Annotated in this window: 27 protein-coding genes; 5 read left to right on the top strand and 22 right to left on the bottom strand. The window is 34.2% G+C overall.

The window, feature by feature from the left end; all coding sequences use genetic code 11:
- Positions 1-121: 121 nt before the first annotated feature.
- Both MKY70_RS10350 and MKY70_RS10345 read right to left on the bottom strand, forming a co-directional pair.
- On the bottom strand, positions 122-1,297 hold the full coding sequence (locus MKY70_RS10350; RefSeq protein ID WP_088032604.1) for an MFS transporter: 1,176 nt from the start codon (positions 1,295-1,297) through the stop codon (positions 122-124).
- Positions 1,298-1,346: 49 nt separating this feature from the next.
- Entirely contained in the window at positions 1,347-2,282 is a 936-nt protein-coding gene (locus MKY70_RS10345; protein ID WP_341024132.1) for an aldo/keto reductase, read from the bottom strand.
- 107 nt (positions 2,283-2,389) lie between these two features.
- Between MKY70_RS10345 and MKY70_RS10340 the strand changes: the two genes are divergently transcribed.
- Complete coding sequence (locus MKY70_RS10340) at positions 2,390-2,698, top strand: ArsR/SmtB family transcription factor (RefSeq protein ID WP_002012403.1); 309 nt, start codon at positions 2,390-2,392, stop codon at positions 2,696-2,698.
- Positions 2,699-2,738: 40 nt separating this feature from the next.
- Here MKY70_RS10340 and MKY70_RS10335 read toward each other — a convergent pair whose 3' ends face one another.
- The 3 genes from MKY70_RS10335 to MKY70_RS10325 form a co-directional block, all read right to left on the bottom strand.
- Positions 2,739-3,689 carry a serine protease gene (locus MKY70_RS10335; protein WP_088032601.1) on the bottom strand — a complete coding sequence of 317 codons (951 nt, stop codon included), beginning with the start codon at positions 3,687-3,689 and terminating at the stop codon, positions 2,739-2,741.
- A 334-nt stretch (positions 3,690-4,023) separates the two neighbouring features.
- Positions 4,024-4,311, bottom strand: a complete 288-nt coding sequence (locus MKY70_RS10330) for an AbrB/MazE/SpoVT family DNA-binding domain-containing protein (protein WP_002012401.1) — start codon at positions 4,309-4,311, stop codon at positions 4,024-4,026.
- 119 nt (positions 4,312-4,430) lie between these two features.
- Entirely contained in the window at positions 4,431-6,311 is a 1,881-nt protein-coding gene (locus MKY70_RS10325; protein WP_002012400.1) for an FtsX-like permease family protein, read from the bottom strand.
- A gap of 270 nt (positions 6,312-6,581) precedes the next feature.
- Between MKY70_RS10325 and nadE the strand changes: the two genes are divergently transcribed.
- On the top strand, positions 6,582-7,400 hold the full coding sequence (gene nadE / locus MKY70_RS10320) for an ammonia-dependent NAD(+) synthetase (protein ID WP_060752123.1): 819 nt from the start codon (positions 6,582-6,584) through the stop codon (positions 7,398-7,400).
- 44 nt (positions 7,401-7,444) lie between these two features.
- Here the strand turns inward: nadE and MKY70_RS10315 are convergent, their stop codons facing one another.
- The 4 genes from MKY70_RS10315 to MKY70_RS10300 all read right to left on the bottom strand — a co-directional run bounded on the left by MKY70_RS10315 (position 7,445) and on the right by MKY70_RS10300 (position 10,302).
- Positions 7,445-7,906 carry an NUDIX hydrolase gene (locus tag MKY70_RS10315; protein WP_060752124.1) on the bottom strand — a complete coding sequence of 154 codons (462 nt, stop codon included), beginning with the start codon at positions 7,904-7,906 and terminating at the stop codon, positions 7,445-7,447.
- Positions 7,907-7,933: 27 nt separating this feature from the next.
- Entirely contained in the window at positions 7,934-8,134 is a 201-nt protein-coding gene (locus MKY70_RS10310) for a DUF4083 domain-containing protein (RefSeq protein WP_002141377.1), read from the bottom strand.
- A 108-nt stretch (positions 8,135-8,242) separates the two neighbouring features.
- Positions 8,243-9,403, bottom strand: a complete 1,161-nt coding sequence (locus MKY70_RS10305) for a transglutaminase domain-containing protein (protein WP_088032600.1) — start codon at positions 9,401-9,403, stop codon at positions 8,243-8,245.
- Positions 9,404-9,549: 146 nt separating this feature from the next.
- Positions 9,550-10,302 (bottom strand): YwqG family protein, encoded by a 753-nt coding sequence (locus MKY70_RS10300; protein WP_341024128.1) that lies wholly within the window; start codon positions 10,300-10,302, stop codon positions 9,550-9,552.
- 224 nt (positions 10,303-10,526) lie between these two features.
- On the opposite strand from MKY70_RS10300, the gene MKY70_RS10295 reads away from it, so the two are divergent.
- Positions 10,527-10,688: a YjcZ family sporulation protein gene (locus MKY70_RS10295; protein WP_002012392.1), complete on the top strand. Its 162-nt coding sequence runs from the start codon at positions 10,527-10,529 to the stop codon at positions 10,686-10,688.
- 82 nt (positions 10,689-10,770) lie between these two features.
- Positions 10,771-11,736 (top strand): patatin-like phospholipase family protein, encoded by a 966-nt coding sequence (locus MKY70_RS10290; protein ID WP_088032598.1) that lies wholly within the window; start codon positions 10,771-10,773, stop codon positions 11,734-11,736.
- Between the two features lie 95 nt (positions 11,737-11,831).
- Here the strand turns inward: MKY70_RS10290 and MKY70_RS10285 are convergent, their stop codons facing one another.
- Both MKY70_RS10285 and MKY70_RS10280 read right to left on the bottom strand, forming a co-directional pair.
- Positions 11,832-11,999, bottom strand: a complete 168-nt coding sequence (locus MKY70_RS10285) for a DUF3933 family protein (RefSeq protein ID WP_341024126.1) — start codon at positions 11,997-11,999, stop codon at positions 11,832-11,834.
- Between the two features lie 12 nt (positions 12,000-12,011).
- Positions 12,012-13,454: an aminotransferase-like domain-containing protein gene (locus MKY70_RS10280; RefSeq protein WP_341024125.1), complete on the bottom strand. Its 1,443-nt coding sequence runs from the start codon at positions 13,452-13,454 to the stop codon at positions 12,012-12,014.
- A 122-nt stretch (positions 13,455-13,576) separates the two neighbouring features.
- On the opposite strand from MKY70_RS10280, the gene MKY70_RS10275 reads away from it, so the two are divergent.
- Complete coding sequence (locus tag MKY70_RS10275) at positions 13,577-14,194, top strand: LysE/ArgO family amino acid transporter (RefSeq protein WP_002031419.1); 618 nt, start codon at positions 13,577-13,579, stop codon at positions 14,192-14,194.
- A gap of 48 nt (positions 14,195-14,242) precedes the next feature.
- Here the strand turns inward: MKY70_RS10275 and MKY70_RS10270 are convergent, their stop codons facing one another.
- The 11 genes from MKY70_RS10270 to MKY70_RS10220 all read right to left on the bottom strand — a co-directional run bounded on the left by MKY70_RS10270 (position 14,243) and on the right by MKY70_RS10220 (position 26,000).
- A complete protein-coding gene (locus tag MKY70_RS10270; protein ID WP_078184742.1) occupies positions 14,243-15,493 on the bottom strand; it encodes an MFS transporter in 1,251 nt (416 codons plus the stop codon).
- A 217-nt stretch (positions 15,494-15,710) separates the two neighbouring features.
- Positions 15,711-15,917, bottom strand: coding sequence for an alpha/beta-type small acid-soluble spore protein (locus tag MKY70_RS10265; protein WP_000113539.1), 207 nt, complete (start codon positions 15,915-15,917; stop codon positions 15,711-15,713).
- Between the two features lie 122 nt (positions 15,918-16,039).
- Entirely contained in the window at positions 16,040-16,882 is an 843-nt protein-coding gene (locus tag MKY70_RS10260) for a sugar phosphate isomerase/epimerase family protein (protein WP_002126948.1), read from the bottom strand.
- Positions 16,883-16,896: 14 nt separating this feature from the next.
- On the bottom strand, positions 16,897-17,901 hold the full coding sequence (locus tag MKY70_RS10255) for a DUF6005 family protein (protein WP_140152371.1): 1,005 nt from the start codon (positions 17,899-17,901) through the stop codon (positions 16,897-16,899).
- Positions 17,902-17,925: 24 nt separating this feature from the next.
- Positions 17,926-18,201: a petrobactin biosynthesis protein AsbD gene (gene asbD, locus MKY70_RS10250; RefSeq protein ID WP_063217768.1), complete on the bottom strand. Its 276-nt coding sequence runs from the start codon at positions 18,199-18,201 to the stop codon at positions 17,926-17,928.
- The gene (locus MKY70_RS10245) at positions 18,198-19,436 is read right to left on the bottom strand and encodes an AMP-binding protein (RefSeq protein ID WP_088032595.1); all 1,239 of its coding nucleotides are present in this window, start codon (positions 19,434-19,436) and stop codon (positions 18,198-18,200) included. The genes asbD and MKY70_RS10245 overlap by 4 nt, the downstream gene beginning before the upstream one ends.
- The gene (locus tag MKY70_RS10240; protein ID WP_341024122.1) at positions 19,423-21,264 is read right to left on the bottom strand and encodes an IucA/IucC family protein; all 1,842 of its coding nucleotides are present in this window, start codon (positions 21,262-21,264) and stop codon (positions 19,423-19,425) included. Before MKY70_RS10240 ends, MKY70_RS10245 begins: the two co-directional genes overlap by 14 nt.
- 67 nt (positions 21,265-21,331) lie before the next feature.
- On the bottom strand, positions 21,332-23,140 hold the full coding sequence (locus MKY70_RS10235) for an IucA/IucC family protein (protein WP_341024121.1): 1,809 nt from the start codon (positions 23,138-23,140) through the stop codon (positions 21,332-21,334).
- A 250-nt stretch (positions 23,141-23,390) separates the two neighbouring features.
- Positions 23,391-23,927, bottom strand: coding sequence for a GNAT family N-acetyltransferase (locus MKY70_RS10230; protein WP_088032589.1), 537 nt, complete (start codon positions 23,925-23,927; stop codon positions 23,391-23,393).
- Between the two features lie 77 nt (positions 23,928-24,004).
- Positions 24,005-24,685: an MgtC/SapB family protein gene (locus MKY70_RS10225; protein WP_002012374.1), complete on the bottom strand. Its 681-nt coding sequence runs from the start codon at positions 24,683-24,685 to the stop codon at positions 24,005-24,007.
- Positions 24,686-24,842: 157 nt separating this feature from the next.
- Positions 24,843-26,000 carry an RNA-guided endonuclease InsQ/TnpB family protein gene (locus MKY70_RS10220; RefSeq protein ID WP_002189317.1) on the bottom strand — a complete coding sequence of 386 codons (1,158 nt, stop codon included), beginning with the start codon at positions 25,998-26,000 and terminating at the stop codon, positions 24,843-24,845.
- Between the last annotated feature and the right edge of the window lie 19 nt (positions 26,001-26,019).

The following is a 26,019-nucleotide window of genomic DNA, read 5'->3' as shown; positions in this document are numbered from 1 at the left end:
AGTATTCCTATATGTTAAACTAAGTATATCCTTTTCCAAGGAACTATATGCCGATATATAAATCCCTATCTCTTTAGGGATTTTTTGTTTTTTGGATTTCCCCGATTTATTTTTAAAGGCTTTATGATGCAATTCCTTTTTCACTATCTTCACTAAGCTTTTCACTTTTTCTAAACAAAAATAAAGCTCCTATATATAGTAACGCAGTAAAACTACCTACAAGTATAAAATTGTGAGATGCTGCAAATAACATTCCTGCTATTGCCGCTCCAATCATTTGGCCAATATACATAGAAGCATTAGCAAGAGCGGCTCCTGTTCCTCTTGCTATACTAGACATATTTTGTAAGCGCCCCATCATCAATACAAACAAAATTCCTGTCACAAAAAATAAAACAAAGAATAATAACTCCACAAATATAATGTTCTTTACATGAGGAAGTAATACATATAGCACAGCTGTAAATACAATTCCACCATAGAAAGAAAGGTTATAACCAATTTTATTTACGATTCTTGGGCCAAAAATATTCCCTGTTAAATTTCCTAACCCTAATACGAGCATAGCTGTTCCTATTTCATGGACTTGTAAGCCAAATTGAATGGAAAGCCATACACCAAAAAATGAAAATGCAGCAAAATTACCAGTTTGAAAAACAAAATATGCAAAATAAGAAAGTGAAACCTTTGAATCTGTAAGTAATTGTTTATAGCGCTTTAAGATGTTTGTTTTACTTCCACCTATATGAACCGGTTGTATTTCTGGTAATACTACATAAATAAGAACGACAAGTAGTGCTGATAATATACCAATGACGAAGAATGGTGTTGTATAATGTATCGTTGCTAAATATGCTCCAATTGGCAGGCCTAAGATTTGGGAGATTGATAACCCTGCTGTTGCAATTCCAATTGCTTTTACAATTTGCTTCTTCTCTATAAGGAGCGGAATAGATGCCCATACTTGTGGAGATACAAAAGCTGCACTTACACCTGCTAAAAATCTAAATGTTAGCATCCATAAAAAACTCGGTGCCATTCCACACAAAAATGTACTTAATGCAAAAAAACTCATTCCTAATACCATCACTTTTTTTCTGTTTAAGCCATCTGATATAGGACCAGCGATAAGCGCAAATCCAGCGTATCCTAAAGCATATGAACTCACCATCCATCCTGATAATTCAGTTGATACATGATACACCTGTTGTAATGTCGGCAAAAGTGGTGAAATTAAGAAAGTATCTGTACCAATCATAAACATTATCGTAAAGAATACAGCTAGCACTCTTTTCATTTAAACCTTCTCCTTTTATATAAAAAGAGGGCCCTATCCCTCTTTTCAACTAATCTTCTAAAATAGATTCAATCTCTTTCATAACTTTTTCATTCAATGAAACATCCACTGCTCTTACACTTTCTCTTATTTGCTCTGCCCGCTTCCCGCCAGGAATAACAGTATCAATTCCTTTTTTGTTTAATAACCACGCTAAAGCTAAATGCGATACTTCGAGATTCTTTTCTTTAGATAAGCCTTTTAACTTCTCAACTTTCTTAAAGTTACTCTTATATGTATTTTCTTCAAATAGATTTACACTTTGACGCCAATCCCCTTCATCCAATTTGAAATCTTCTGTATATTTCCCGCCTAGTATCCCAAAGGCAAGAGGCCCGTACGGAATAAATGAAATACCTGATTCTATACAATATGGCAAAAGTTCTTCCCCAGCAGCACGATCCAACATATTATACGGTGATTGTACAACATCTATATGTCCGTGCTGATTCGCTTCTTTTAGTTGCCCTACATTTACGTTAGATATTCCAATTGAACGAATTTTCCCTTCTTCTTTTAGGCGAGTAAGCTCTCCAATTGAATCTATGTAACTTGTTTCAGGATTTGTAAAATGTAAATAATATAAATCAATATAATCAGTTTGTAATCTTCTTAAGCTATTTTCCACAGCATTTCTTAAATAGCTTCGTTCATTATTAATATGAACCTCTCCATTTAATAACGGCTGAATTCCACCTTTTGTAGCAAGTACAAACTCGTGGCGTTTTCCTTTTAATACTTCTCCTACCAATTCCTCTGATCTACCGAAACCGTATGAATCTGCTGTATCAAAAAATGTAATCCCTTGCTGAATTGCTTCTTCTATTAATCTTTTTCCTTCTTCCTCATTCACATCAGCATATAAATTATGTCCTCCAACAGCGTTTGTTCCTAACCCCAACTTCGAAATATTTAGTCCTGCCTTTTGCAATTTTGTATACTTCATTTTTTATCCCCCTATATTTCTATTGTTCGATTATATTCGAACAATAGAAATATACCACTTTATATGTTATAGTGCAAATATATTAACTTATACAAGCAGGTGAAAAAATGCGTACTCTCTATCATCCAAATCGAGAAGAAATTCAATTCTCTTCTGTCTTATATGCACTTAGCGATCAAATTCGTTTACAAATTGTAACTATGCTACTAGAGAAAAATGAACAATCTTGTGGTGCGTTAAACATTCCAATTGCGAAATCAACTTTATCTCATCATTTCAAAGTTTTACGTGAATCTGGTGTTATGTTTACACGACTTGAGGGAACGCAACGTTTCATTTCAATTCGTGAAGAAGATTTAAATACTAGATTCCCTGGTTTATTAGATGTTGTAGTACATGCAACAGAACCGTACTAAAAAACATCTCATATGAATATGAGATGTTTTTTAGTTTTTGCTATTCTTTTAATAAATCTATTAATCCATTCCCTTCAGATGTACGTTCATACCCTAAAGGTACAGTCCTTTTTATAAGTTGCGCATATATTTCCGGCTCTGATAATTTTCTACCATACTCTCTCTCACACTGCTTTATGAGAAGCGCTAGCGCCCCAGCGACATGCGGCGTCGCCATTGAAGTACCACTTAATACCGCATATTTCCCCTCTGGATACGTAGACAGTATTTCATCACCCGGCGCTACTAAATCAATTTCTTGATTTGAATTACTAAAGCATGAAATTTTCTGCTCTAAATTAACAGCACCTACTTCAATTACTTCAGAATAAGCACCTGGAAAATCTAATTCTTCAGTATCATCGTTACAATCTCCATCATTTCCTGCAGCGCACACGACAAGTACGTCTTGTTTTACCGCGTTTTGAATAGCTTCATGTAACTCTGGTACATCTTGCGGACCACCAAGTGACATTGAAATAATTCTCACTTTCTCTTTATTCGGTCCTCTCCAATTTACAGCATAATGAATGGCCTCAATAATTTGCTCATAACTTCCAGAACCATCTCCAGCTAATACTTTTAAAACTAACATTTTAGAAAGTGGTGCGACTCCTAGTACACCCACTCCATTTTCAGTCGCTGCAATTGTCCCCGCTACATGAGTACCATGCCCATTATTATCAAGATAAATATTGGGATTTCCTTCATAATCTTTTGTGAAATTTCTCCCACCAATAATACGATCTTTTAAATCTACATGATTTACATCACAGCCTGTATCTAAAACAGCAACGACAATGTCTTTTCCTTTCGCGCTCTTTTCCCATACTTGCGGAGCATGAATCAATTGTACACCTGGTGGAATTTCATTTACTTGTTCAACCACTTTATTTACAGTAAACGGAATTAATTTAATGCCTTTTTGTTTATTCGCTGTACTACTATTCATCGTAATCCCTCCTGAAAATATATTATTTTCATTTCAGACCACTATTGAATGCGTTTAGATTTAACATTCGTTTTATTCGTTCCATTTCCCTTCCTCTCAAATGTTTCTCAATAAACAAAAGAAAAGGACCATTAATGGTCCTTTTCTTTTTCAGTTTTTCAATAGAATAATATAAAGTGAAACTATAATCAGTGGGTGGTGTTCATCCCCCACTGATTATTAGCCCTCACCAATCGGGCTTTTACGGGCAGTTGATCTCCCACCTAACTTCTTTGCTTCAGCCGAGTTTTGAGGTGGGAGTTTTACTGCCCACAAATAGCGGGATAAATTAAGACTAAATCTTACTCTTGTTCAAAAACTGCTCAATTTCTTTTATTACATGTTTTGCGCCTTCTATACTAACAGTAATGTTTCCATTTGCTAATGAAATATTTTGATCTGAAACATCACCTGTTATTTGACAAGCATTGTATGGTTGATATTTTTGTAAAATGACTTTGTCTTCTTCTACAAAAATTTCAAGTGGTGATTTGATTTGTATTCCTAATACATCCCGTAATTCTTTAGGAATAACTATCCGTCCCAATTCATCTACTTTTCGAATAATTCCTGTTGCTTTCATGTTACTCCCCCCTTACTCTCTATTATTTTTTTCACCTCGCTATTTTCATTTTATCACTATATATTTGGTAATGCCTTACTCTTTTTAGAAAATATAGTACAAAAGTTAAAAAAACACATTTAACGAATATTCAATCTTTCTTTCAATTGTTTTAAATAACGCGATCGTATAATTAAGAAGTATACAACTTGAATACCTACGAAAATACTTAATACAATTGTATTTTCTTTAAACAGTGAGTATTCAAACATTTGTCCTAACGCAGTTAATGCTACTGCCCCGTGTAATGTTGCAACTCCAACTGGAACGAAGAATAAAAGCGCTAAGCGGATTGTGACTACTTTCGATAATTCCCCTCTCGTCAATCCAACTTTTCGAATCATTTCAAATAAACGAGTATCGTCCTCCAAATCTGAAAATAAACGGAAGTAAAGGAAGCTTCCTGCACAAACGAAAAATACAATACCAATAAAGAAACCTACAAATAAAATGGGTCCTGCGATTTGTAGACTTTGATTTTGATCGTACTCTTCTGCACTAAACGTTGAATGTTCTTGATAAGGCTTAATCTGATTCGTAAGCTCTTTACCAACCTCAATTTCATCTTTCGCGGATTGTGTTTTATACATATAATCTTTTTCTTCTTTAAATCCATCTTGTAATGAATCATATTGATTTTTAGAGATTACATACACATTACCTCTTAGTATTTTACTTAATGAAGAAGTATTAACTTTTTTCACATTTAAAGGTTCATTCATATTTGGTAAAGTAATTTCTTTTCTTTCTTTCATCGGTGGTCCGGGTATTTCGACTGACAAAAATAAAGCCTCTTTATTTGATACAGTATTAAATGGTTCTCCTGTTAACTTTGCATATTCTTTATAATCTGATTCTTTTATAAAAATGGCGCTTCTTAACGACTGCTCCTCCGTTTTCTTCGATGAAATATTTATTTTTGAAGCTGCTATATTATGTTTCTTTAATCCTTCGTCAATGATTTTCAGATGCTGTGGCTCATTGCTATTACCTTGCTTAGACTGATAGTGAAACGCAATTGGTCTGTCCATAATTTCTTTCGTCATCGAAGCAAACCCAACCAATGTACCTATTGCTGAAAATGCTACTGTTGAAATAATCGTTACAATAAAGAACATTCTTGCGTTATCTCTCATACGGTATGCTAAATCTGACAAAGTAATAATATTTGTCTGTGTCCAATAGAAGCGTTTACTTTTTTTACATAGTCTAATAATAAAGACGCTCAACTGCTTGTACAGCAAATACGTACCAATAATGACTACCGTTGTAACAGGAATCATCATTATAAATACCATTGCACCATGTGACATAAGAGCTCCTGCATAACCAGCACTAAGCAATACTACTGCTAATATAGAAGAAATTATAGATGCCTTCGGTTCTGGCTTCGCCTCTGCTGATCCTCTAAACAATTTCATAATTTTATTTTTACGAACCATTCCTGCACTAAACAATGAAATGATCATAAATAATACGAAAAACATAATACTCGTTACAACAATCGCTTTCATCGGTATGTAATAGGATAAAGAGATATCTAGTTTTAATATCATCGGAGCTACAAATATTAATATTCCTGAAAACAACATACCTGAAAGAATCCCAAAAATTATTGCCCCTATTCCAATCATTATATTTTCAAAGAAGATAAGACGCTTTAATTGATATTTCGTCATACCTAACATCATTAAAATTCCTAGTTCACGCTTTCTCGTTTTTAAAAACATTCCCATTGAATATAAAATAAAGAAGAATGTAAATAAGTAAATAATAGACTGCGCAAAAGACATACTTACGAATACGTACTGTCCTAATTCTCCAGCACTTAATGCCGGATGAAACGCAAAAAATGAATACACAAAAAAGGCCATAATTGCAAATGCACTACTCAAAAAATAAGCTGAGTATGTTCGTCTATTTCGCGTTACATTTCGAAATGCGAGTTCTCTAATGTTCATACTACTTCTCCGCCCTTCTACTAACTATACTTTTATATTAGTAAAGTTCGGCAATACCTTCCATCGATTCAAATGACAAAAACCTTACATTATTGAAAGGTTTTAAACAATTGCTTATATAAAACAGTTTCATTATAATGACTACATTCATATTCATACACGCATCCTATTGTATATTCGTTAGTTTTGCGAAATAATAAAGGATAGAAGTATGTACCAATATACATATAAACTTATTTACCGCTTTAATATGAATAGGAGGAAAACATAATGACATTACAAGAACAAATTATGAAAGCATTACATGTTCAGCCTGTAATTGATCCGAAAGTAGAAATTCGTAAACGAATTGATTTCTTAAAAGCTTATTTAAAAACTACAGGTGCAAAAGGATTTGTACTTGGAATTAGCGGCGGACAAGACTCTACACTGGCAGGACGTTTAGCACAGCTTGCAGTCGAAGAAGTTCGTAATGAAGGTGGTAACGCAACATTTATCTCCGTACGTCTTCCGTACAAAGTACAAAAAGATGAAGATGATGCACAATTAGCATTACAATTTATTCAAGCTGATCAGTCTGTTGCTTTTGATATCGCTTCAACAGTTGATGCCTTCTCAAATCAATACGAAAACTTATTAGGTGAATCATTAACAGATTTCAATAAAGGAAACGTAAAAGCACGCATTCGCATGGTTACACAATACGCAATCGGCGGACAACAAGGGCTACTCGTTATCGGAACTGATCATGCTGCTGAAGCTGTAACAGGATTCTTTACAAAATTCGGAGATGGTGGTGCAGACCTATTACCATTAACAGGATTAACGAAACGCCAAGGACGTGCTCTATTACAAGAATTAGGTGCGGACGAGCGACTTTACTTAAAAATGCCAACAGCTGATTTATTAGATGAAAAACCAGGTCAAGCTGATGAAACAGAGCTAGGCATTACTTACGATCAATTAGATGACTATTTAGAAGGTAAATCCGTTCCAGCTGACGTTGCTGAAAAGATCGAGAAGCGTTACAAAGTGAGTGAACATAAAAGACAAGTACCAGCGTCAATGTTTGATGATTGGTGGAAATAGAACATAAAAAAGAAGCTAATCTCATTTAGCTTCTTTTTTATACGTTAACGATATACCCCTACTCTTTTCTCTAATAAATCTTGCAAGCAATCTTCATGTTGTTTACAAAATAACGGTGGCATTTTATCTAACGGGAAAAACTTCAACTCCAACGTTTCATCACCGTCTACTTTTTTGTTCCCTCCAATGATTGAAAACTTAAAGAATATTACAATTGCCTGTGCCTGATCTCCATTCGGATATGCTTGAAAATATTTCGTATACACACCAATGAGCTCATCAATTTCCACATCATATCCTGTTTCTTCTTTTATTTCTCGAATCGCAGTTTCTGCCGCAGATTCCCCGATTTCCATTGCACCGCCTGGAAATCCCCAAGCATTAAAGTCTCCTCTTTTTTGCAGAAGCACTTCACCAAATTCATTAAATACACAACCTCCTGCAAAATTCAAAATAACATAATCATGCCCTATTTTTTCACGTAATTCCTTTATATAATTCGCCATCTGCTTCTCCTTTTTATCCATCTTCCATTATTCTTTTTTATCTTTTTCAAGCAATTCAATAATCCGATCTAACTTCTGATTCATATTAATCACATGTTGTTTTTTCATAGTGTTGTTTTGCAATAATCTTTTAATGAACAGAGTAAATGATACAAAAAACAAAACGATAAGTCCGATTACTAGACAAAAATATATCAATGCAAATATATTATTTTCGAACAAATTCATTCAGCTATCACATCCTCTATTTCCAATTATTTTATCACATAATTCTAAATAGTTACTAAGATTATAACCAAACGCAAAAAGAGCACCTTTTAAAGATGCTCTTTTTCATTAATACGTAAATGTAATTGTCGCTAATGAATAACCTGTCATTGCACTATATGGCGCAACTTGATAAGATACACGCTTTGCACCTTTTGGCCAAGTTATTTCATTTAATACTTTCTTTATATCTTGCATCGTTCCATCCATTGACTGCTTATATCGTACTTCTACTTTTTCTGGCTTGGAAGCAAATTGTTGCTGTAATTTTTTCTTAAACTCATTGTAATTTTCCGCTCCGTATTGTGCAGATAAATACTTTAAATTTGTTTCTTTTAACATTTGTTCATATACAGCAGTTTTTGAACTACCGGCTTTTATTTTGCTTGTTAATTCGTTGAAGTAGCTTGTAGTTGCCGCTGGATATTCACTACGATCCCATTCATGGTCTTTGCTTAATTGTTCATCAGACATATTAAAATATGAATATGTTACGCGCCCAGCTTTATCAGGAACTGGATCATCGAATGTAGTATCAAGGTGGTACCACTTGTTATCAATGTTCACTAAATTCCATGCGTGAGCTTGTCCATTCCCTGTACCTGTTACAATATGATTTTGAATACCTGCTTCTTTTAGTAATTGATATGTTAACAATGTATATCCTTGGCAAACGGCAGAACGATTCGCTAACGCTTCATACGCTGTATATGCTTGATAAGACGTATCATATGATACTTGTTTCACAACATAATCATGAATAGCTTTCACTTTTTCATGTTCATCCATGCCTTGTTTAATGATAGAATTTACAATTGCTTTCGCCTGAGACTTTACATACTGTGTTTGCTCTTTTGATTCACGATACTTCACTTGTAATGTAAATGTATAATTCCCAGGCATCCCTTTTATAGAATATTTAGTAGACGCTACATTATATTTTACATACTCATCAGCATCTACAATTTTATTAAACTCGCCATACAATTGGTCCATAATATTTCTAGCATTTCTATCTTTTGTTTTATATGTGATTGTAATATTTTCTTCTCTATTATCAATCTGTTTTTTTAATTCTTTTCTGAAATCATTTAACAACTTTGCATCTGATTGTGTTGTCACTGTAGTCGGATTCGTAGCCGCATAAGATACAGCTGACGCCTGTAAGCCTCCCATTACTATAGTTGAACAAAGTGCGGCAGCTGTCACATACTTACTTGTCTTTCCCATCTTGTCACTCCTTACATTCTATAACTATACAAAAAGTATCGTATAGTTTCAGAGTATACAATACTTTTCAAAATAGGTCATATGAGATTATGCATATTTAACATTTTTAAAAGGGTTGTTCTTTTAGAAAAAGAACAACCCTTTTTTTAGCAAGTTTGCAACACACAGCATGTATTTTCAAAATGGCGATTTTTCAAGTCTTCATTTCCAATACAGAAATAAAGCATCCCTAAATCTCCCCACATCATATTACAATTTTTAGTATCTGAATCAATTTGGAATAAGAGCGTCATATGCTGTGGATCTATCCCCATATATTGTCCAGTCTCGTACAATACCTCACCTTGTACAGAGAATGGTTCTCCAAACATTTGATGATTATCATAGTTGTCTGGGATTAGCTCTTCAAGTAATTGCAAGAAACGATCTGAATCCGCCTCATCTTCAATGAAAAGCTCCGGTAATTTATACGTCAGTTCAAAAGTAATTGCACACTGGTTATATTTCGCTTGTATTTCATCTGCTCTACGTAATTGCTCTACAGGGATATCATAATAAAGTACACGTCCAGCTTCGGTTGGATTCACATCTTCTTCAAAGTAATTTTCAATACTAAAGAAATATAACATCCCTTTCTTAGGAAGATTATGATCCATACCAACGTTTTGTAAATCACTTAAATTAAATTGTGCGATAAAACGTAACGGATTCTCTTTGTATGTTGGATATTCAAATGTATTTGGCAAATCAGGAACTCCGCCCATTTTCGAACTGCCTATCGCAATTATTTCCTGTTGTTTTGGCACAACTTTTATACAAGGAAATACAGTATTAATAAGTTCCTGTTTCAAATGTGTTAGTTCATATTTATCAATTAATATTTCAATTTTCTGTTCCATAAATTCTCCTTACATTTACATACTTATTTGTATCATAGCACAAAGATTATACTTCATTCATTGTAAATTCAACAAGCCCTCCAAAAAACGGGCTTATCCCTCGTACGCGAACAAGTTTAAAAAAGCATAGTATACATTGTTCCTACAAACACGATAGTTCTTTATTTCTTCCAGTACATTTTCCCCTCGTTCATTTTTATTTTTAATTTAAGGAGGAATTCCACATGGGTTACGGATATAGTTGCGGCGGTTACGGCGGTGGTTACGGTTACGGCGGTAGTTGTGGTGGCGGTTGTGGTTATGGAGGTTTCGCTTTATTAATCGTTTTATTTATCCTTCTAATCATCATCGGAGCTAGCTGTTGGGGCGGCTTTGTAGGCTGCTAGTAAACTTAAAAACTATTGTAAAAAAGCACGTACAATACGTGCTTTTTTTCCATTTTCATTTTTTAGAAAGGAAGTATGTTCAATGAAAATTGATGGTGTTTTTGAAGGAGGCGGTGTACGCGGAATTGCTCATGTAGGGGCAATTTGCGCGTTAGCCGAAAAAGGATATGAATGGGAACGTTTAGCTGGAACATCAGCCGGCGCTATTATTGCAGCTCTTCTAGCAGCAGGATATTCTTGTTCCGAATTAAAGACGATTGTAACAGACATTGATTATGAAAAATTCACTAAAAAAACTTTTCTTGATAAAATCCCCTTTATTGGTAAAGGATTAAGCGCTTGGTCTACTCTAGGTATTTATTCAAATGTATTTCTCGAAGAATGGCTAGAAGACCTGCTTAGAAAAAAAGGAATTCATTTGTTTACAGACTTACCCGATTTGAATAAACTCAAAATTATTGCTTCAGATATAAGCAATGGTAAAATGGTTATTTTTCCCGATGACTTACCAAACTACGGATTTTTAAATTACCGCTTCTCTATCGCTAGAGCAGTAAGAATGAGTGGAACCATTCCTTTCTTCTTCGAACCAGTGAAATGGAGAACACCAAAATGGAAGCAGCCTTGTTATATGGTTGACGGCGGTATTTTAAGTAATTACCCAATTTGGATTTTCGATTCACCGACTTCTCCTCGCTGGCCTACCTTTGGATTTCATTTTGTAAAAGATGAGATTCAAGCTGATCCCGCCCACTATGACGAACCTATTTCCATGTTCAAAGGATTATTTAAAACGATGATGCAAGCTCATGATTTACGTCATTTAGATAAAGAATCAAAGGCTAGAACTATTACAATTCCGACAGGAAGCATTACCAGTACTAATTTTCAACTAACTAAAGAAGAGAAAGAATGGCTCTATAACTCTGGTTATAATGCAGCTAATAAGTTTTTACAATCCTGGAACTTCAGACAATATGTTGATGAATATAGAGACGGAAATCAGGATCGAAAAACAAATCGGTATTTCCGTCAACTTGACTCATAATTATATTATTTTCCCTGTCACACTTTAATAGTAAATAAGCCTAATAATATAGTACATTATTAGGCTTATTTACTTCTTATGTACTCTCCCATTATTTAAGGATAAGTTAACCCTTCTGCTTCTTTTGCGGTAATTACTATGTAACGATTTCCAGTTCTTAAACCTAGCAATTCTGCTTTTTCAATTGCATCCTGTTTTGTCTCCGCATAAGCAGCTAAATATTTATCTCCATCAATCATTTTGCAAATCACATATTGTTTCATGGTTTTCTCCTTTTACATTTTAATTAATTGCGCGATCTTTTTTATTCCAACTTCAATTTCTTCTACAGTTGCATAGGAATAAGAAAGACGTAAAAATTGGTTAGCACTTCTATCATACAAAGTGCCTGGGTTTAACAACACCTTTTCTTGTAAAGCTTTTTCAAATAAACTACGATTCGAAATTGGTAGATTTATATGTAGCCAAATGTAAAAGCTTCCTACTGGCTCATGCCAAGTTGCAATGCCACTACAATACTTTTCTAACATACTTATCATAAAATCTCTACGTTTTTTCAATTCACTTCTTACAAACTGTAAATGTTCATCATACAATCCATTTTCAAACCACTCCGCTGCAATCTGCTGGGATATAGAACTTGAACCATAATCAGTTTGCATTTTTATATCTGCTAATCTTTGAATAACTGATTCTGATCCAACAACCCACCCAATTCTTAAACCAGGACTAATGACTTTGGACATACTTCCAATATGTAGCACGATACCATTTTTATCATATGCCTTTAAAGGCTTTGAAACTGGTGCATCGAACCATAAATCTTGATATACCGCGTCCTCAATAATAGGTAATCCAATTTCATTACATATCTCCATCACTTCTTCCCTCTTCTTAGCGTTCATACTAAAATTGGTCGGATTATGAAAAGATGGGATTGTATATAAAATAGATGCGTTAAATTGTTTCTTATATTTTGTAATATAGGAAGTATTTATACCACTCTCATTCATTGGTATTCCAATCAAGCGCATTCCTGCTGATTGAAATACATTAAGCGAATATAAATATGATGGTTTTTCTAATAAAATTGACGCTCCTTTCGGAAGAAGCCCCATAGAAATAAGTTGCAGTGCTTGGATTGCTCCCGAAACAATTAAAATAGAGTCAGGAGATACATATACCCCATGCCCTTTTAAATATTCCGCAATTTTTTCTCTTAAATGGAGATTTCCTTTCGGTTCCTCATACCCAAGTGTAACATTTGATTGTAGAATTTTATTAATAATACCCTTCATCTTTTTCTCAGGCAAGAGACTCGGTGAAAGTTCACCTGTTCCTAATCGAATTACATTGGGAGTAAATTCAGCTTGATTAATCTCTTGTACAGCAGGAAGATTCGGATAATGAAGTCCTGTTTCTACATAAGACTGCCAGTTTGGAGGAGGGGCATATGTAGAAGTACTCTCACTATTATTTATAACAATTGTTCCCTTCCGGCCATTTCCCTCAACATACCCTTTTGCTACTAATTCATCGAAAGCCATTACAATTGTACTTCGATTCACTTCAAACGTATGCGCCAAATCTCTTTGTGAAGGTAATTTAGTTCCAATTGTCCATTCCCCATTAACAATTCTCTCTTTTATATAAGATTCTATTTGTTTATACAAAGGAACAGATGAAGACATATTAGGTTTCCAAACGAGCCTTTCCATTATCTCACCTCACATACTTTATGGTTGGTAACCTATCCAACCATATGGATGGATACAAATTTTCATTTCTTCTATACAATATAGACTATCATAATTAATCAAATTAAGTAGGAGGTAATATGATGAGTGAAGCAATTATTCACGGTATCATCCTTGCATTTGGTCTTATCATTCCATTAGGTGTCCAAAATGTTTTCGTCTTTAACCAAGGCGCTAGTCAACCAAATATTTGGCGAGCTGCTCCTGTAGTCTTGACTGCATCTATATGTGATACATTATTAATATTAATTGCTGTACAAGGTGTCTCCCTTGTCCTCTTAACTTTCTCTTGGTTAACAACCACCTTGTATATGATTGGATTTTTCTTTCTTATGTATATGGGCTGGGTTATTTGGAGAAGCGATCCTTCAAATGATGTAAAACAAGAAAAAAGCATGCCTTTAAAAAATCAAATTATTTTCGCCGCATCAGTTTCATTACTAAATCCACACGCAATTTTAGACACAATTGGTGTAATCGGAACAAACTCTATACAGTACATAGGAAGTGAGAAATGGGCTTTCACTTTTGCAACAATTATAGTTTCTTGGATCTGGTTTATTAGTTTAGCTTTTGCTGGAAAATTTCTAAAAGGATTTGACTCGACAGGAAAAACGATTATAGTATTAAATAAAATTTCAGGGCTAATCATATGGGGAGTCGCACTTTATATGTTAAAACAAGTTGTTTTTCCTAACTAATTAAAGAGAATTGCATGTTATGTAATTGGCATGCAATTCTCTTTCGCATTATGAAGTTGGTTCCGGTTTCTGTTTTAACATCATTTTATCTTTTGCTGGTTTAATCCAAATAATTGCTATGACAGCACCAATAGCAGCGAAGATGCTTGTTAAATAAAACACTTCATGGTCTGCCCCTTTCATAAAAAAAGAATACAGGGGTGGGCCAGCTGCTACACCGATAAATCGCATTGAACTATAAAATGACGTAACTGTCCCCCTCTGCTCTTTTTCAATCCCTTGTGTAATAAGAGCATCTAGACATGGTAACGCCATACCAATTCCTCCCCCCATAATAACGAGACAAAGAAGTAGCAAATAGATTCCTTTTAGAAATAAAGGTAAGAAGACAGATGCAGCAGCCAGTAAAAATCCAATATAGATACACTTTTTCATAATATCTTGTTTATCTCCGATTTTTTTACCAGCCATATATGAGCTAAGTGATAGTACAAGTAAAGGAATAGCGAGTACACACCCTTTCCATATACCATGAATATCGTACTTCGACTCCAGTATAGTTGACAGATAAAAAAGTATTCCGAATAAAATAAGCATAATAATTGCACCTAGTATAAAAATGGCAATTAACCATCTTCCCTTTTCTCGAAACGTAGAGATAATAGATTGAATAAATTCTTTAAGTGGCGGGACTTCTTCTTCTTGTTTCTTCGCCTTTACTAGTACCAGTAGTAAAACAATCGATATTACACATAAAACTGGAATCGCCCAAAATGGTAAGAACCATACAATAGCTGCAAGAGCTGATCCTAATATGGGACTCAATACTTTTCCAAATGTATTTGACGTCTCAATGATTCCTAAACCGGCACTAACCTGTTTTTCATCTTTGTATAAATCACCGACACATGGTATGACAACTGGCATAGCCCCAGCAGCACCTATCCCTTGAATTGCTCTTCCGATAAGAATCCAAACATAAGGGTTATCAACTTTCCATGATACCCATCCCGTTATCGCTCCTCCAATAGCTGCAATTAATAAACTTGGAACCATTACCATCTTTCGTCCCCATCTATCTGATAAATAACCAGCAATCGGTATAAGTATAATTGCAATGATAGAATAAATTGTAATTATCATGGATACTTGGAAAGATGAAATATGTAATTTCTTTTCAATGGTTGGCAGGATTGGAATAAGCATTGAATTACCTAGCGTCATAACAAGTGGAACTGATGCAAGTGCAATTAAACAACAGTTTTCTTTTTTTAACATGTTGATTTCGGAACCTTTCATCATATATTTCTTACCATATAATAGCCCTGCTGGAAATTATGTTTACATTCCACCAGGGCTATTTCATCTTTACTACTTTCCATTTACAACAAAAGAAATTGGGTAAAATATAGCATTACTCCTATTCTTTGAATCCTGTTCACAATATATCCATACCAATTAATTGAAAATAAAAAAGAAAGGAAGAATCCTTCCTTTCTCCTATAACCTTCTACATTTAGCGAGTATATCCGCCACCAAGCTGTTGTTCTGCCATCGCTACAAGGCGTTTTGTAATTTCACCGCCTACAGAACCGTTTGCACGTGAAGAAGTATCAGCCCCAAGCTGTACACCAAACTCTTGTGCAATTTCATATTTCATTTGATCTAGAGCTGCTTGTGCTCCATGTGATGCTAATTGATTAGCGTTACGATTTCTAGCCATTACCGATCACCTCCTTATATATATTAAACTGTATCAAATCCGAAATTAAATACATGGTAATTTTTGGTTATTGATAAAATAAAAAAAGAGTCTCCTAAACGAGACTCTTTCATCATTTCACCTTATGAACTTACTACTTCTAATTTTCTATTCGTTAATGCTTTCATTTCTTCTTTCAATATATCTTTCGCATTATGCCCAAACCATTCAAGCGAAGCAAAATGATCAGTATCTCTCACTTCCCGGATGATTTCATCATAGTTTACAATACCTTCAAATAATGGAACCATTCCTATACGACTTCCAGCAGCGGCATATACATTATTTGGTTCAAACACGTGTAAATACTCCGCTGATGATATATTCTTAAAATGGTAATGTTGTATCCACGGCTTTAATCGATGAAAACTATCTACAGGGTCTGCACCAGACTCCCATATATGAAGAAAATCAAGGTTTATTTTTAAATATGGATGATTTACTTCTTCTAACAATTTCAAAGTAGACGGCAAAGTATCCGTTAACGTATTTGGATGTGTTTCTAATAGTATATACATATTATGCGGAGCAAATAGATCACAAATCATGCGAATTCGCTCCACATACTCTTTTCTCTCTTGTTCCGAGAAATCCTCACTACCTTTTTGCCCGGCAAACGTACGAATTTTATTTGTATTGAACCAATTAGCTAGTGTTACCAGCTGTTCACATTTTTCCATCGTTTTTTGAAAATCCGCTAATAATGATATGTCCAAGTAATCACTTATCATCGTAACTTCTAAATTTTTATCCTTTAAATAATCTATTTCTCGTTCTGTCGTTTCACGCTCTTGCATATATAAATTTTGTGCATGGGTCCCCCACAACTCAATTCCTTCAAAACCGTTTTCGTATGCAAATTGAACAATATCAGTAAATGAAATTAGTTGATGGCGAAATGAAATTGTACATAGCGAATATTTCATTGGTTTGAACTCCCTTATCTTAAATTCAATGAACTTGTATTAGTTAAGAAAGACTGATTTGTTATCATTTCTTTCCATAACAGAAACTGTTTCTCTAGTTCATCCTTAATCTGCAGTTCAATTGTATTCATTTCATCAAGTTTTTCAACAATTGTTAATAACATATCTTTATTATTTGTCATTGCCATTTTAATAGCACGGTACTGTACATTTGTAAATCCTTGTACAATGTCTTCCACTCGATCACACCAATAATCAAATTCTTGCTCCGAATATTGTAAAGTTTCACGGAAGTATGCAAAGGCATGTTCATAGCTATATTTACGTATTGCCAATACGGGTATTTGCTTTACTGCCGTTACGAGCCCGGAAAGTGAATACCCATCCTCTTCATTTACCATTTTTATTATTAATTTTTTTAATTCCATTGTTAGTTCATTATCATCTTTTTTGAATGTTTCCATGAAATAACTTTCTACCATCTCTTGTGTTGGCTCCTGAATTCCTTCTATATCAATGAAATAGCCTCCACCAAATGGGTTGTCTTTAACAGAATGGAGCACTTTTTCTCTTTCCATATTCCCTTCCCAGCGAAAATCAGGATCAAGCATGAACCATTCCTCTTCTTTCTCTGTCTTCGATATCATTAAGTAATGCGGAAACGGTTTTTGATGAAACTTATTTTCTCTCTCAGGCAATAAAGACATATCAACCATTACAATTACGTAACGATTTTCCGGCTTATTTTCTACTAATTCTAAAAATGTTTCTACATTGCTACTTTTATCTTTTGAATGATCGTACCATTCGTTCACTTTAATGCCATACAATTTTTCATACCAAAGTAAGTAGTTATCATGATTAATGTTTTCGGAATGATAAGAAATAATCCCGCCTTCTGTTATATCAAAATCTCCATCCCATAATCCGAAATAAAATGGACGGAAATCTATATCGCTACGCCTTTTTATAATTTCACAAAAACAACTCACTAAACAGTGAACTTTAATTGAAGTCATACTCTCATCCACTTTCCTAAAAGGTTAGTTATTCACATTTATTTCGTGTAACGGCTGTAACTCTTCCATAAAGTCAAGCAAAGATCCTACAGTAAGAAACGCCTTTGGGTCTATCTCATCCTCTGGAACGCATAGCTTTAAATCCATTTCTATGTATACTATAAGCTGTAACATCATTACCGAATCTATATATAAATCTTGATTTAAACGCATCGTTTCTTCTAAATGCGTTACATTGTTCAGTTCCATTTTTTCTCTCATAATACTTAAAACTGCTTCTTTTAACATTTCACGACTCATGTTGTTATCTCTCCCATCTCTAATAACTTCCGACTTACTTTCCCTGTTTTATTTTTCGGAATCTCTGCTACATTTTCAATTTCATGTGGCACTTTATAAGACGGTAAATGCTGTATGCACCATTCTCGTATTTGTACTGGTTCAATACGAGCGACTACTTTCGCTTTTACTATTTCTCCCATCACAGGATGCTTGCCCCGGTATACAATCGCCTCCTGAATACCTTCTAATCGAAGTATCGTTTCTTCCACTTCTATAGGAAATACCTTTAGACCGGACACATTAATAACATCATCTATTCGCCCCTTGAAATGAAGGCCTTGCTCAGATCTATAACCTAAATCTTTTGTATAAATCTCCTTTTCAGCAATTTTCACTACGATTTCTTCTGGTTTATCTTCATTTGAACCTATGTTAATACTTACATGAGGAAGTGGTTTTCCTAAATCCAAATGTGTTTCCATAGCATGACATATACTAATGCAACCAGCTTCAGAACAGCCGTACTGCTGCATCATGTATTTCGTCATGCCCTTTAACTTATAAAATAGCGTTTCTGGCAAAGGTGATCCTGATGTCATAATTTTATGAAACTGAAAAGTCCCTTGTGGAAAACTCCCCATAATATGTAACAGAAGTGGTACTGCGTATATGATATGTTTTTCGGTATTACGAACTATATTTAATGCGAATTTAGGGTTTTTATTTGTAATGATTATAGGCTTACTACCTCTCGTAATTGCTGATAACGTGCCACAAATTAATCCGTATGAATGTGAAACTGGAGCCATTACAATTGGCACTTCGTCTTCTTCACATTTTAAAGCTTCATTGTAAGCAGCAATTTCTGTTTCAATTTCCGTCCATGCTCTACGAATCAGTTTTGGCTCTCCTGTTGTACCTGAACTATACTGCAATAAAGACGGTTCTTCTTGTAATAGATTTGGAACTTCTAATTTTGTAAAGTCGTTACTTTCTCCGTATAAAAGTGCAGTACACTTTGCGCGCTTTGCCATTTCAATAGCTGTATCCTTTGGCGTATCTTCATGAATAAGTAGTACAGATGCTCTTTTTTCTTTTAGGAAAAACACAAGCGTAATAATATCGAATGGATTTTTCAGACAAAGTGCAAATCTATTTCCTTCTGCTTCTTGAAATTGTTCCACTCCCTCGTAACCTTGTAATCTCAATTCAAAATCATATTTGCTAAATTCTTGTTTATTAACGATTAGCATGATTTCCCCCTGTAACAACTGATTTTTGTATTGTAAGTTGCTTTGCTCTATACAATGGATTTGGAACTTCATGAACAAGCGATTCCACATCCATATATAAACGACGCTTCGTTAATTGCTCTGCATGAAATGTAGGTGCATATAATTGTAATGCTTCAAAACGTTCTTTCAAATGCGAAAATCTTTCAAAATGATCTTCTATTTCTTCAACAAGAATGATCCAAAATTGTTCCTCTTTCAACTGATACTCATCTGCCAGCACGAAAGCCAGTTCACCTAGATTGAATAGGAAAAGCGCATCTAAAACCATTTCTTGTAAACATTCAATACGGTCCATTTCAAAGAAATCATTCATTTGACCATTCGCATATGTTTTATGCATTTTAGTAAAGTCTGGACATTTTTCGAGTTCTTTCAAAAATGGACGATAAAACTCCAGTCCTTCATGAAAATCTTTTAGTGCAATACGGACTGGTATTCCCTCTTCATGAACTAAAATCATGTTTTGTCCATGTGATTCTAATGCGACTCCATGCTCTACAACGAGGTGTACAACTGGGATAATTGCTTTTTGAATAAGCAATTGTAACCAGCTTTCTACTCCATATCTCTTTAACCACAAATCAATAGTTGGTGTCCCATTTTTTCCCTTGGCATATAAACCGTTAAATGGGATTGCCTCTTCTTTCTTATCTAAATATTTGTGAACGCTTTCGCGCCAAATACATCCTAATGAGCCATACGTAGCTTTTTTATTCGCATCGTAAGTAACACTCGAAAATTCATTTAACAAAATTAAACGCGATTCATCCCTTAAATAAGGGTCATGATTTACTATATCTTTTAACCAATTCGATATAGCAGGTGCACTCACAACCGAATGTGGTTTTAATGTACGGATAGTTGAAGTATTGAGTAAATTCATTGATAACTTTACATATGGTTTCTCTCGATTCGTAACATTTCTTAATGTCCGCATCGACTGCTGCGCGCAATAATCATCTTCTGATTTCCCTAAATAAATAATATATTTACCCTGTATATGGTCAGTATAATTCGGAATAATAAAGTTCTCCCACTGCCAAGGATGAACAGGTATAAACATGTACTTCTTCGAATCACAGTCCATTGTTCGAATACGATCCATATACTCTTCGATTTTCTTTTCACCAATTTCTTCTTTAAAGGTACAGTTATAACTCTCTTCACTTTCATATCCTACAGTCGTATATTTCTCATGAACTGCAATCCATATAATTTTCATTGGTTGCATAAATTCAAATCCATATTGAAAATTATCACGATATTGAAACCCGATGCGTGCTTTATAACTAGGATGATACGGGTGTCCATCTATTAAATGACTTTCAAGCTCATCATAAGATTTCGCAAGATAGTCTTCTTCACAACTTCGCTCATATTGTGCAATCGTATCTTTAAAGATTGTTTGTTCTAATTCTTGAATAAAAGAATCCAATTTCGTTCGATCCACTTGAACAATCCGAAAAATCTCCTGTAAAAATTGTGAAACTGATTGTATTTCTTCTTCCTCATCTTGAACTCTCATTATTAATGAGTCATGTAAACAAATACGCCCAAATGTCATACGTTCTTGCCCATAGCATTGGTACATTACATTTTGATCCTTTTCATCAAGACCTTGTATAATAAAAAGTATTTGCTCTCCCTTTTGTATACGAATCGGCGTAATGATTTCTTCATAAATTAACGATTCTACTAATTGCCGGAATACTCTTCTTCTTACTGAAATGTACTCTTTTGATTGGAGTGCCTTCAATATTTTTATGTGATAAACTTCTTCTTTCATAAATCCCTCCGCTATAATACGGAATATCAAATTCCATTATTTGTATTACGTGAAATTTTAGCACTACTTATGAACGAACAGCCACTTCTCTAACGAGTGGATTATCTACTTGTACATAAATTGCTTGCTCTAAAGGATTTGTCAGTTCATCAACATCGAAAAATCTCGTTAGCAAATTTGCTTTACATGCCAATTTATTTTCTTCCAACAATTCACTTAAAAATGTAGAAGGTTCGCGGTTATATGGAAGGAAAGCTTCAAGTACAGACCTTAATTCCGAAAGAAGAATTTCCTCCTTTATTAATCCTGCTGTACCAAAACCGTTAATTAGTCCAAACATATGGTTAAAAATTAAATAGTAACGAAATCTTTCATCTACAATGTAATCGTCATATAAATTCCCAGTACGTTCGCCAATACCCGCTAGTTCATTATCTAGCACTGACTTCATTGAATTGCAGAAATAAAAACCTTGATTATCACGGAAGTAAAACTTAACTGGATAACCATCTTTCAATTGAACAACACTATTTTGTTGATGCGCTTCTAATGCAACGCCATAACGTAAATACATCCATACCATCGGCTTTAAAGAGATATTCATATATCGTCTAAACCACTCTAAACTTACTTCTTCACAGCTTCTACCTTCTAAATCCGCTAAGCGATGGATAATATTTGCTAAACGAGTTCTTTCACCCGGAATTGCATCTTGTACTAATCCAGCGATAAGCGTTGCATCATTTTCATTTTCACTATAAAATGTGTTTTCTCGAATAATCACTTCAAATCCAGACTCTTGTGCCCCGTATTTTAAAGTAATAAATGCCGGATCACATATAAAATCAAATCCCGGAAACTTTTCTAGCACCTCTCCAATTTTAGTATTCAATATTTCCTTACCTTCAAGTCCACTCTCAAGTTCCTTCAATTTATTAATACGCATTGAATTCGTGACCTTTACAGGGAATGAAAACTTGAACATATACTTCGAATGAGGATGATATAGAGTTCTAAGTGATGATGTCGCCATATAACACTTACCTACTGGACCGATATATTCAAGTACACCTTGATTCATCCAATTTTGCACATAAGATTGATGTAATAGCCATTCTGCTTGTAGCGGATGGATTGGAATTAATGAATATTCATCTTCTTGACAGTACTCCTCAATAAATTCTTGCCCTACCTTTTCATCGTTCTTTAATTCCTTTTTTATCATCGCCGTTGTAGAATCTTGTAACAATGACTTTTCACTTACTATACTTTTATGTGCCCGAAAATAGTGAAGTTGGCACTCCCCTTTTAATTCAGGAGAATACATTGAACTTTTCCAATCCAATATACCTTGTCTACTCTTTGGTGTAGGATGAGTTAAATGTCCAAATAATAAAGATTGCTCCGCCTCTATAAAAGTCGTATGGAAACCATATAATTCAGCTGTATCCTGCTCCCTTCCTTGTATAAACTTCTCAATATTTTGACAACTACAGATAACTCGAAGCATAAGTTCATCAGGATTCGTACCTTCTCCATAGTTAATAGACATTTCCTTTATTAAAAACATAATAACCGTAATATAATCTGCTTTAATAACATTTTTATTTTCGCCAATTTGGTAATAAAATTGTTCTCCAAATAGATGACGGTCCGTTGACGATCTATATATAACTTCCCCATACAAAGTAACGTTTTGTGCCGATAAAGGGCAGCATAAATAAGTGGGGGTAGCGTCTCTTTGAAATGAATGGCAGAAAATATTTTCTATCCTTTTATCCTCCGTAATCCATTCTCCACTTCCTGTTTCTCTTAAATAACAATTTAAAAAGCTTTGTATTGTTGCATGTTCCGCGATTTGTTTCGCATGCTGCATACTGCTCCTCCTCTTTTAGACGAACACTATCATTTTTTTGTGAAACTTCTGACAGTTGAATTTTATTATCAACTATGATTTTAATTGATAATGATAATCATTTCAAGGTATATTTCAGAATTTTTTTATCTAGCTAAACTTTTCACCTTTTCAAAACATTCAATCCGTCAACAAAAAAATACACCAATATAATAATTGATGTATTTTTTCATTCTCGTAAATTAAGTTTACATAATAACATTATCGTTTTCTAGATTGATAGTGATTTGTATAAACAATCCATATCTCGCCAAGCATATGCTATTTCTTCTACATTTAGTCTTTCTAAAAGTTTCGTGTCAATTTTTTCCGGATTATATTTTTCATAAAACTTTTTAGAAGGGTTATTAGCAACAACCCAAACTAAAAGAGATTGCATATTATCTTTTTTACATTCCGATAGCAATGCTTGAAATAATCTTTGTCCTATCTTCATTCCTTGATATTTTTGTAAAATGTATATTGCATATAATTCCCCATCACAATTATATGTACCTGTTCTTTCAACTCCCCCATCGATAAATCCAATTATTTTACCATTTAACGTTTCTGCTACAAACCTAAATTGATGCCCGTCTTCTTTTTGAAATATACTTTCCCATAGCTTTTCTCGTTGGTCATACGTTATATTGTCTAAAATTCCATTAGAGAATATCCCCTTATACGTTGTTTTCCAACTATCCACATGCACTTTTGCAATTGCCGAAATATCATCTTTTATTGCCCTTCTAATATGTATCTCCACCATACTCATCCCCCTTAGAAAATAATTATAGCAAAATGTTTTGTATGCATTAAAAAAAGAGTGAATTTTCATCACTCTTTTTATCTACTTTCAACTTCTACTGAAACAACATGATCGATTTCTTTTAAAGAACTATATAATTCAGTTGTATATAAATCTTCTGGAGCTAAAATGACCATTTCCAATTGCTGAGATGCCCCATTATCAATATCTTTAATTTTCACTCGTTTCACTTGCATATTTAAATTTTTAATTTGCTTAAAAATCCCGTCTAACTCTCGATGTTTGTTTACGGTAATTTTTATAGATAAGTCCTTTTGTCTTAATGAATAAGGGCCTGCAATTTTCACAATTTGCGGAAGTACGTTAATCGCTAATATAATTAAAATCATAGCAACCGTCGCTTGTATATAAAACCCTGCACCAATCGCAATACCTAGTGCTGAAGCGGCCCATACCATAGAAGCTGTCGTTAATCCTGAAATAACGTCATTATTTCTTCGTAAAATTACCCCTGCTCCAAGAAAACCAATCCCACTAACAATTTGAGCGGCGAGACGCATTGGATCCATGTTTGTATGACCCGGTACAGAATAAACATTCACTGATTCAATTGAAACCATTGTAATTAAACAACTCGCTACGGAAATAACCATACTTGTTTTCACACCAAGCGGTTTATTCTTTAGCTGCCTATCTATTCCGATGAATAATCCTAAAAAGAGTGCTAAACCTAATTTGAATAAAAATTCATATGACATAATTCCTTCTGCTACTAAGAATATAGACAAATGTACATTCTTAGAGTATTCCTGCTTCTGCGTGTCCTGTCTCGCCACTAACTCGCTACTACAGTTTGCTGTAACACTCCACAGGCGTAAATTCCGATGTAGCCCACCGTACATATATACAATCTATTTACGTTAGTATTGTATATTTTTTTGCTTGTAAAAGGTTGATTGACGCGTTCAAATCTCTACCTATTACATTTCCACAGTCACATTCATATACTCGTTCGGATAGTTTTAAGTCTACTTTCTTTTGACCACAACATGAGCATAACTTCGACGAGGGATAGAACCTGTCTACTTGACGTAGTTCAATTCCATATTCCTCACATTTCGCCAATAACCATGTTTGAAATGTATAAAAGCATTGCTTCGCAACTGCTTTAGATAGATGTTTGTTCTTCATCATACCTTTCACATTCAAATCTTCTACTGTAATAAATGTTGGCTTGGTTTTCACCACATCATTTACAATAGACTTTACATACGCTAATCGAATATTTGTTAGCCTGGCATGTAGTTTTTGCACTCTAAGAATATTTTTATCTATATTCGCTCTTTTGTTAGTAACAGATTTTTCACCTCTCTTTTTTATATTTTCAAATTTACGCGATAAAGAACGTTGCTCACGTCTTAACCGTTTTTCTATCTTTTTTACTCTTATTGTTTTGTTGATGTTTTCATGAACGATACCGTCGCTACGTATAGCGAAATCCTTCACCCCTAAATCAATACCTAAACCTGTTTGCTTGAAAGTTGGCTTCGTTTCTGTTTCTTCCAATTCGCAAAGCACAGATACAAAATATCTTCCTGCTCTTTTACCTATCGTTCCACTTTTTACAATCGCATTTTTGGGAATATACCCATATTCTTTTAACCTTACCCAACCAATTGTGGGGATTTTTACTCTATGCCTTTCTACTGTCCAATCTGTTTTGTTGTTTTTAGGAAAATAGCACTTCACATCTTGCTTCTTCTTTTTCTTATATCGTGGAAATTTAGATAAACCCTTAAAAAATCGCTTAAAAGCTTTATCCCCGTTCATAATCGCTTGTTTTACAGCTTTACTTGATACTTCTTTTATCCACTGGTCACATTCTTTTGTATAGACATTGTTCAACCATTTTGAAAAGTCATACCCACTTAAAAACTTTCCTTCGGCTTCATACAACTCTTTGTTTTTAGAGATATACAGGTTGTAAACATATCTGCACACACCAATAGTCTGATTTATTCGAGGTATTTGTTCTTTTGTCGGATGGATTTCTATTAGATATGCTCTTTTCATAAATCTTTATCCTCCGGTA

It is taken from the genome of Bacillus sp. FSL R9-9492 (assembly GCF_038007365.1).
GTDB lineage: Bacteria > Bacillota > Bacilli > Bacillales > Bacillaceae_G > Bacillus_A > Bacillus_A mycoides.
This window is presented reverse-complemented; position numbering and strand designations above follow the sequence as displayed.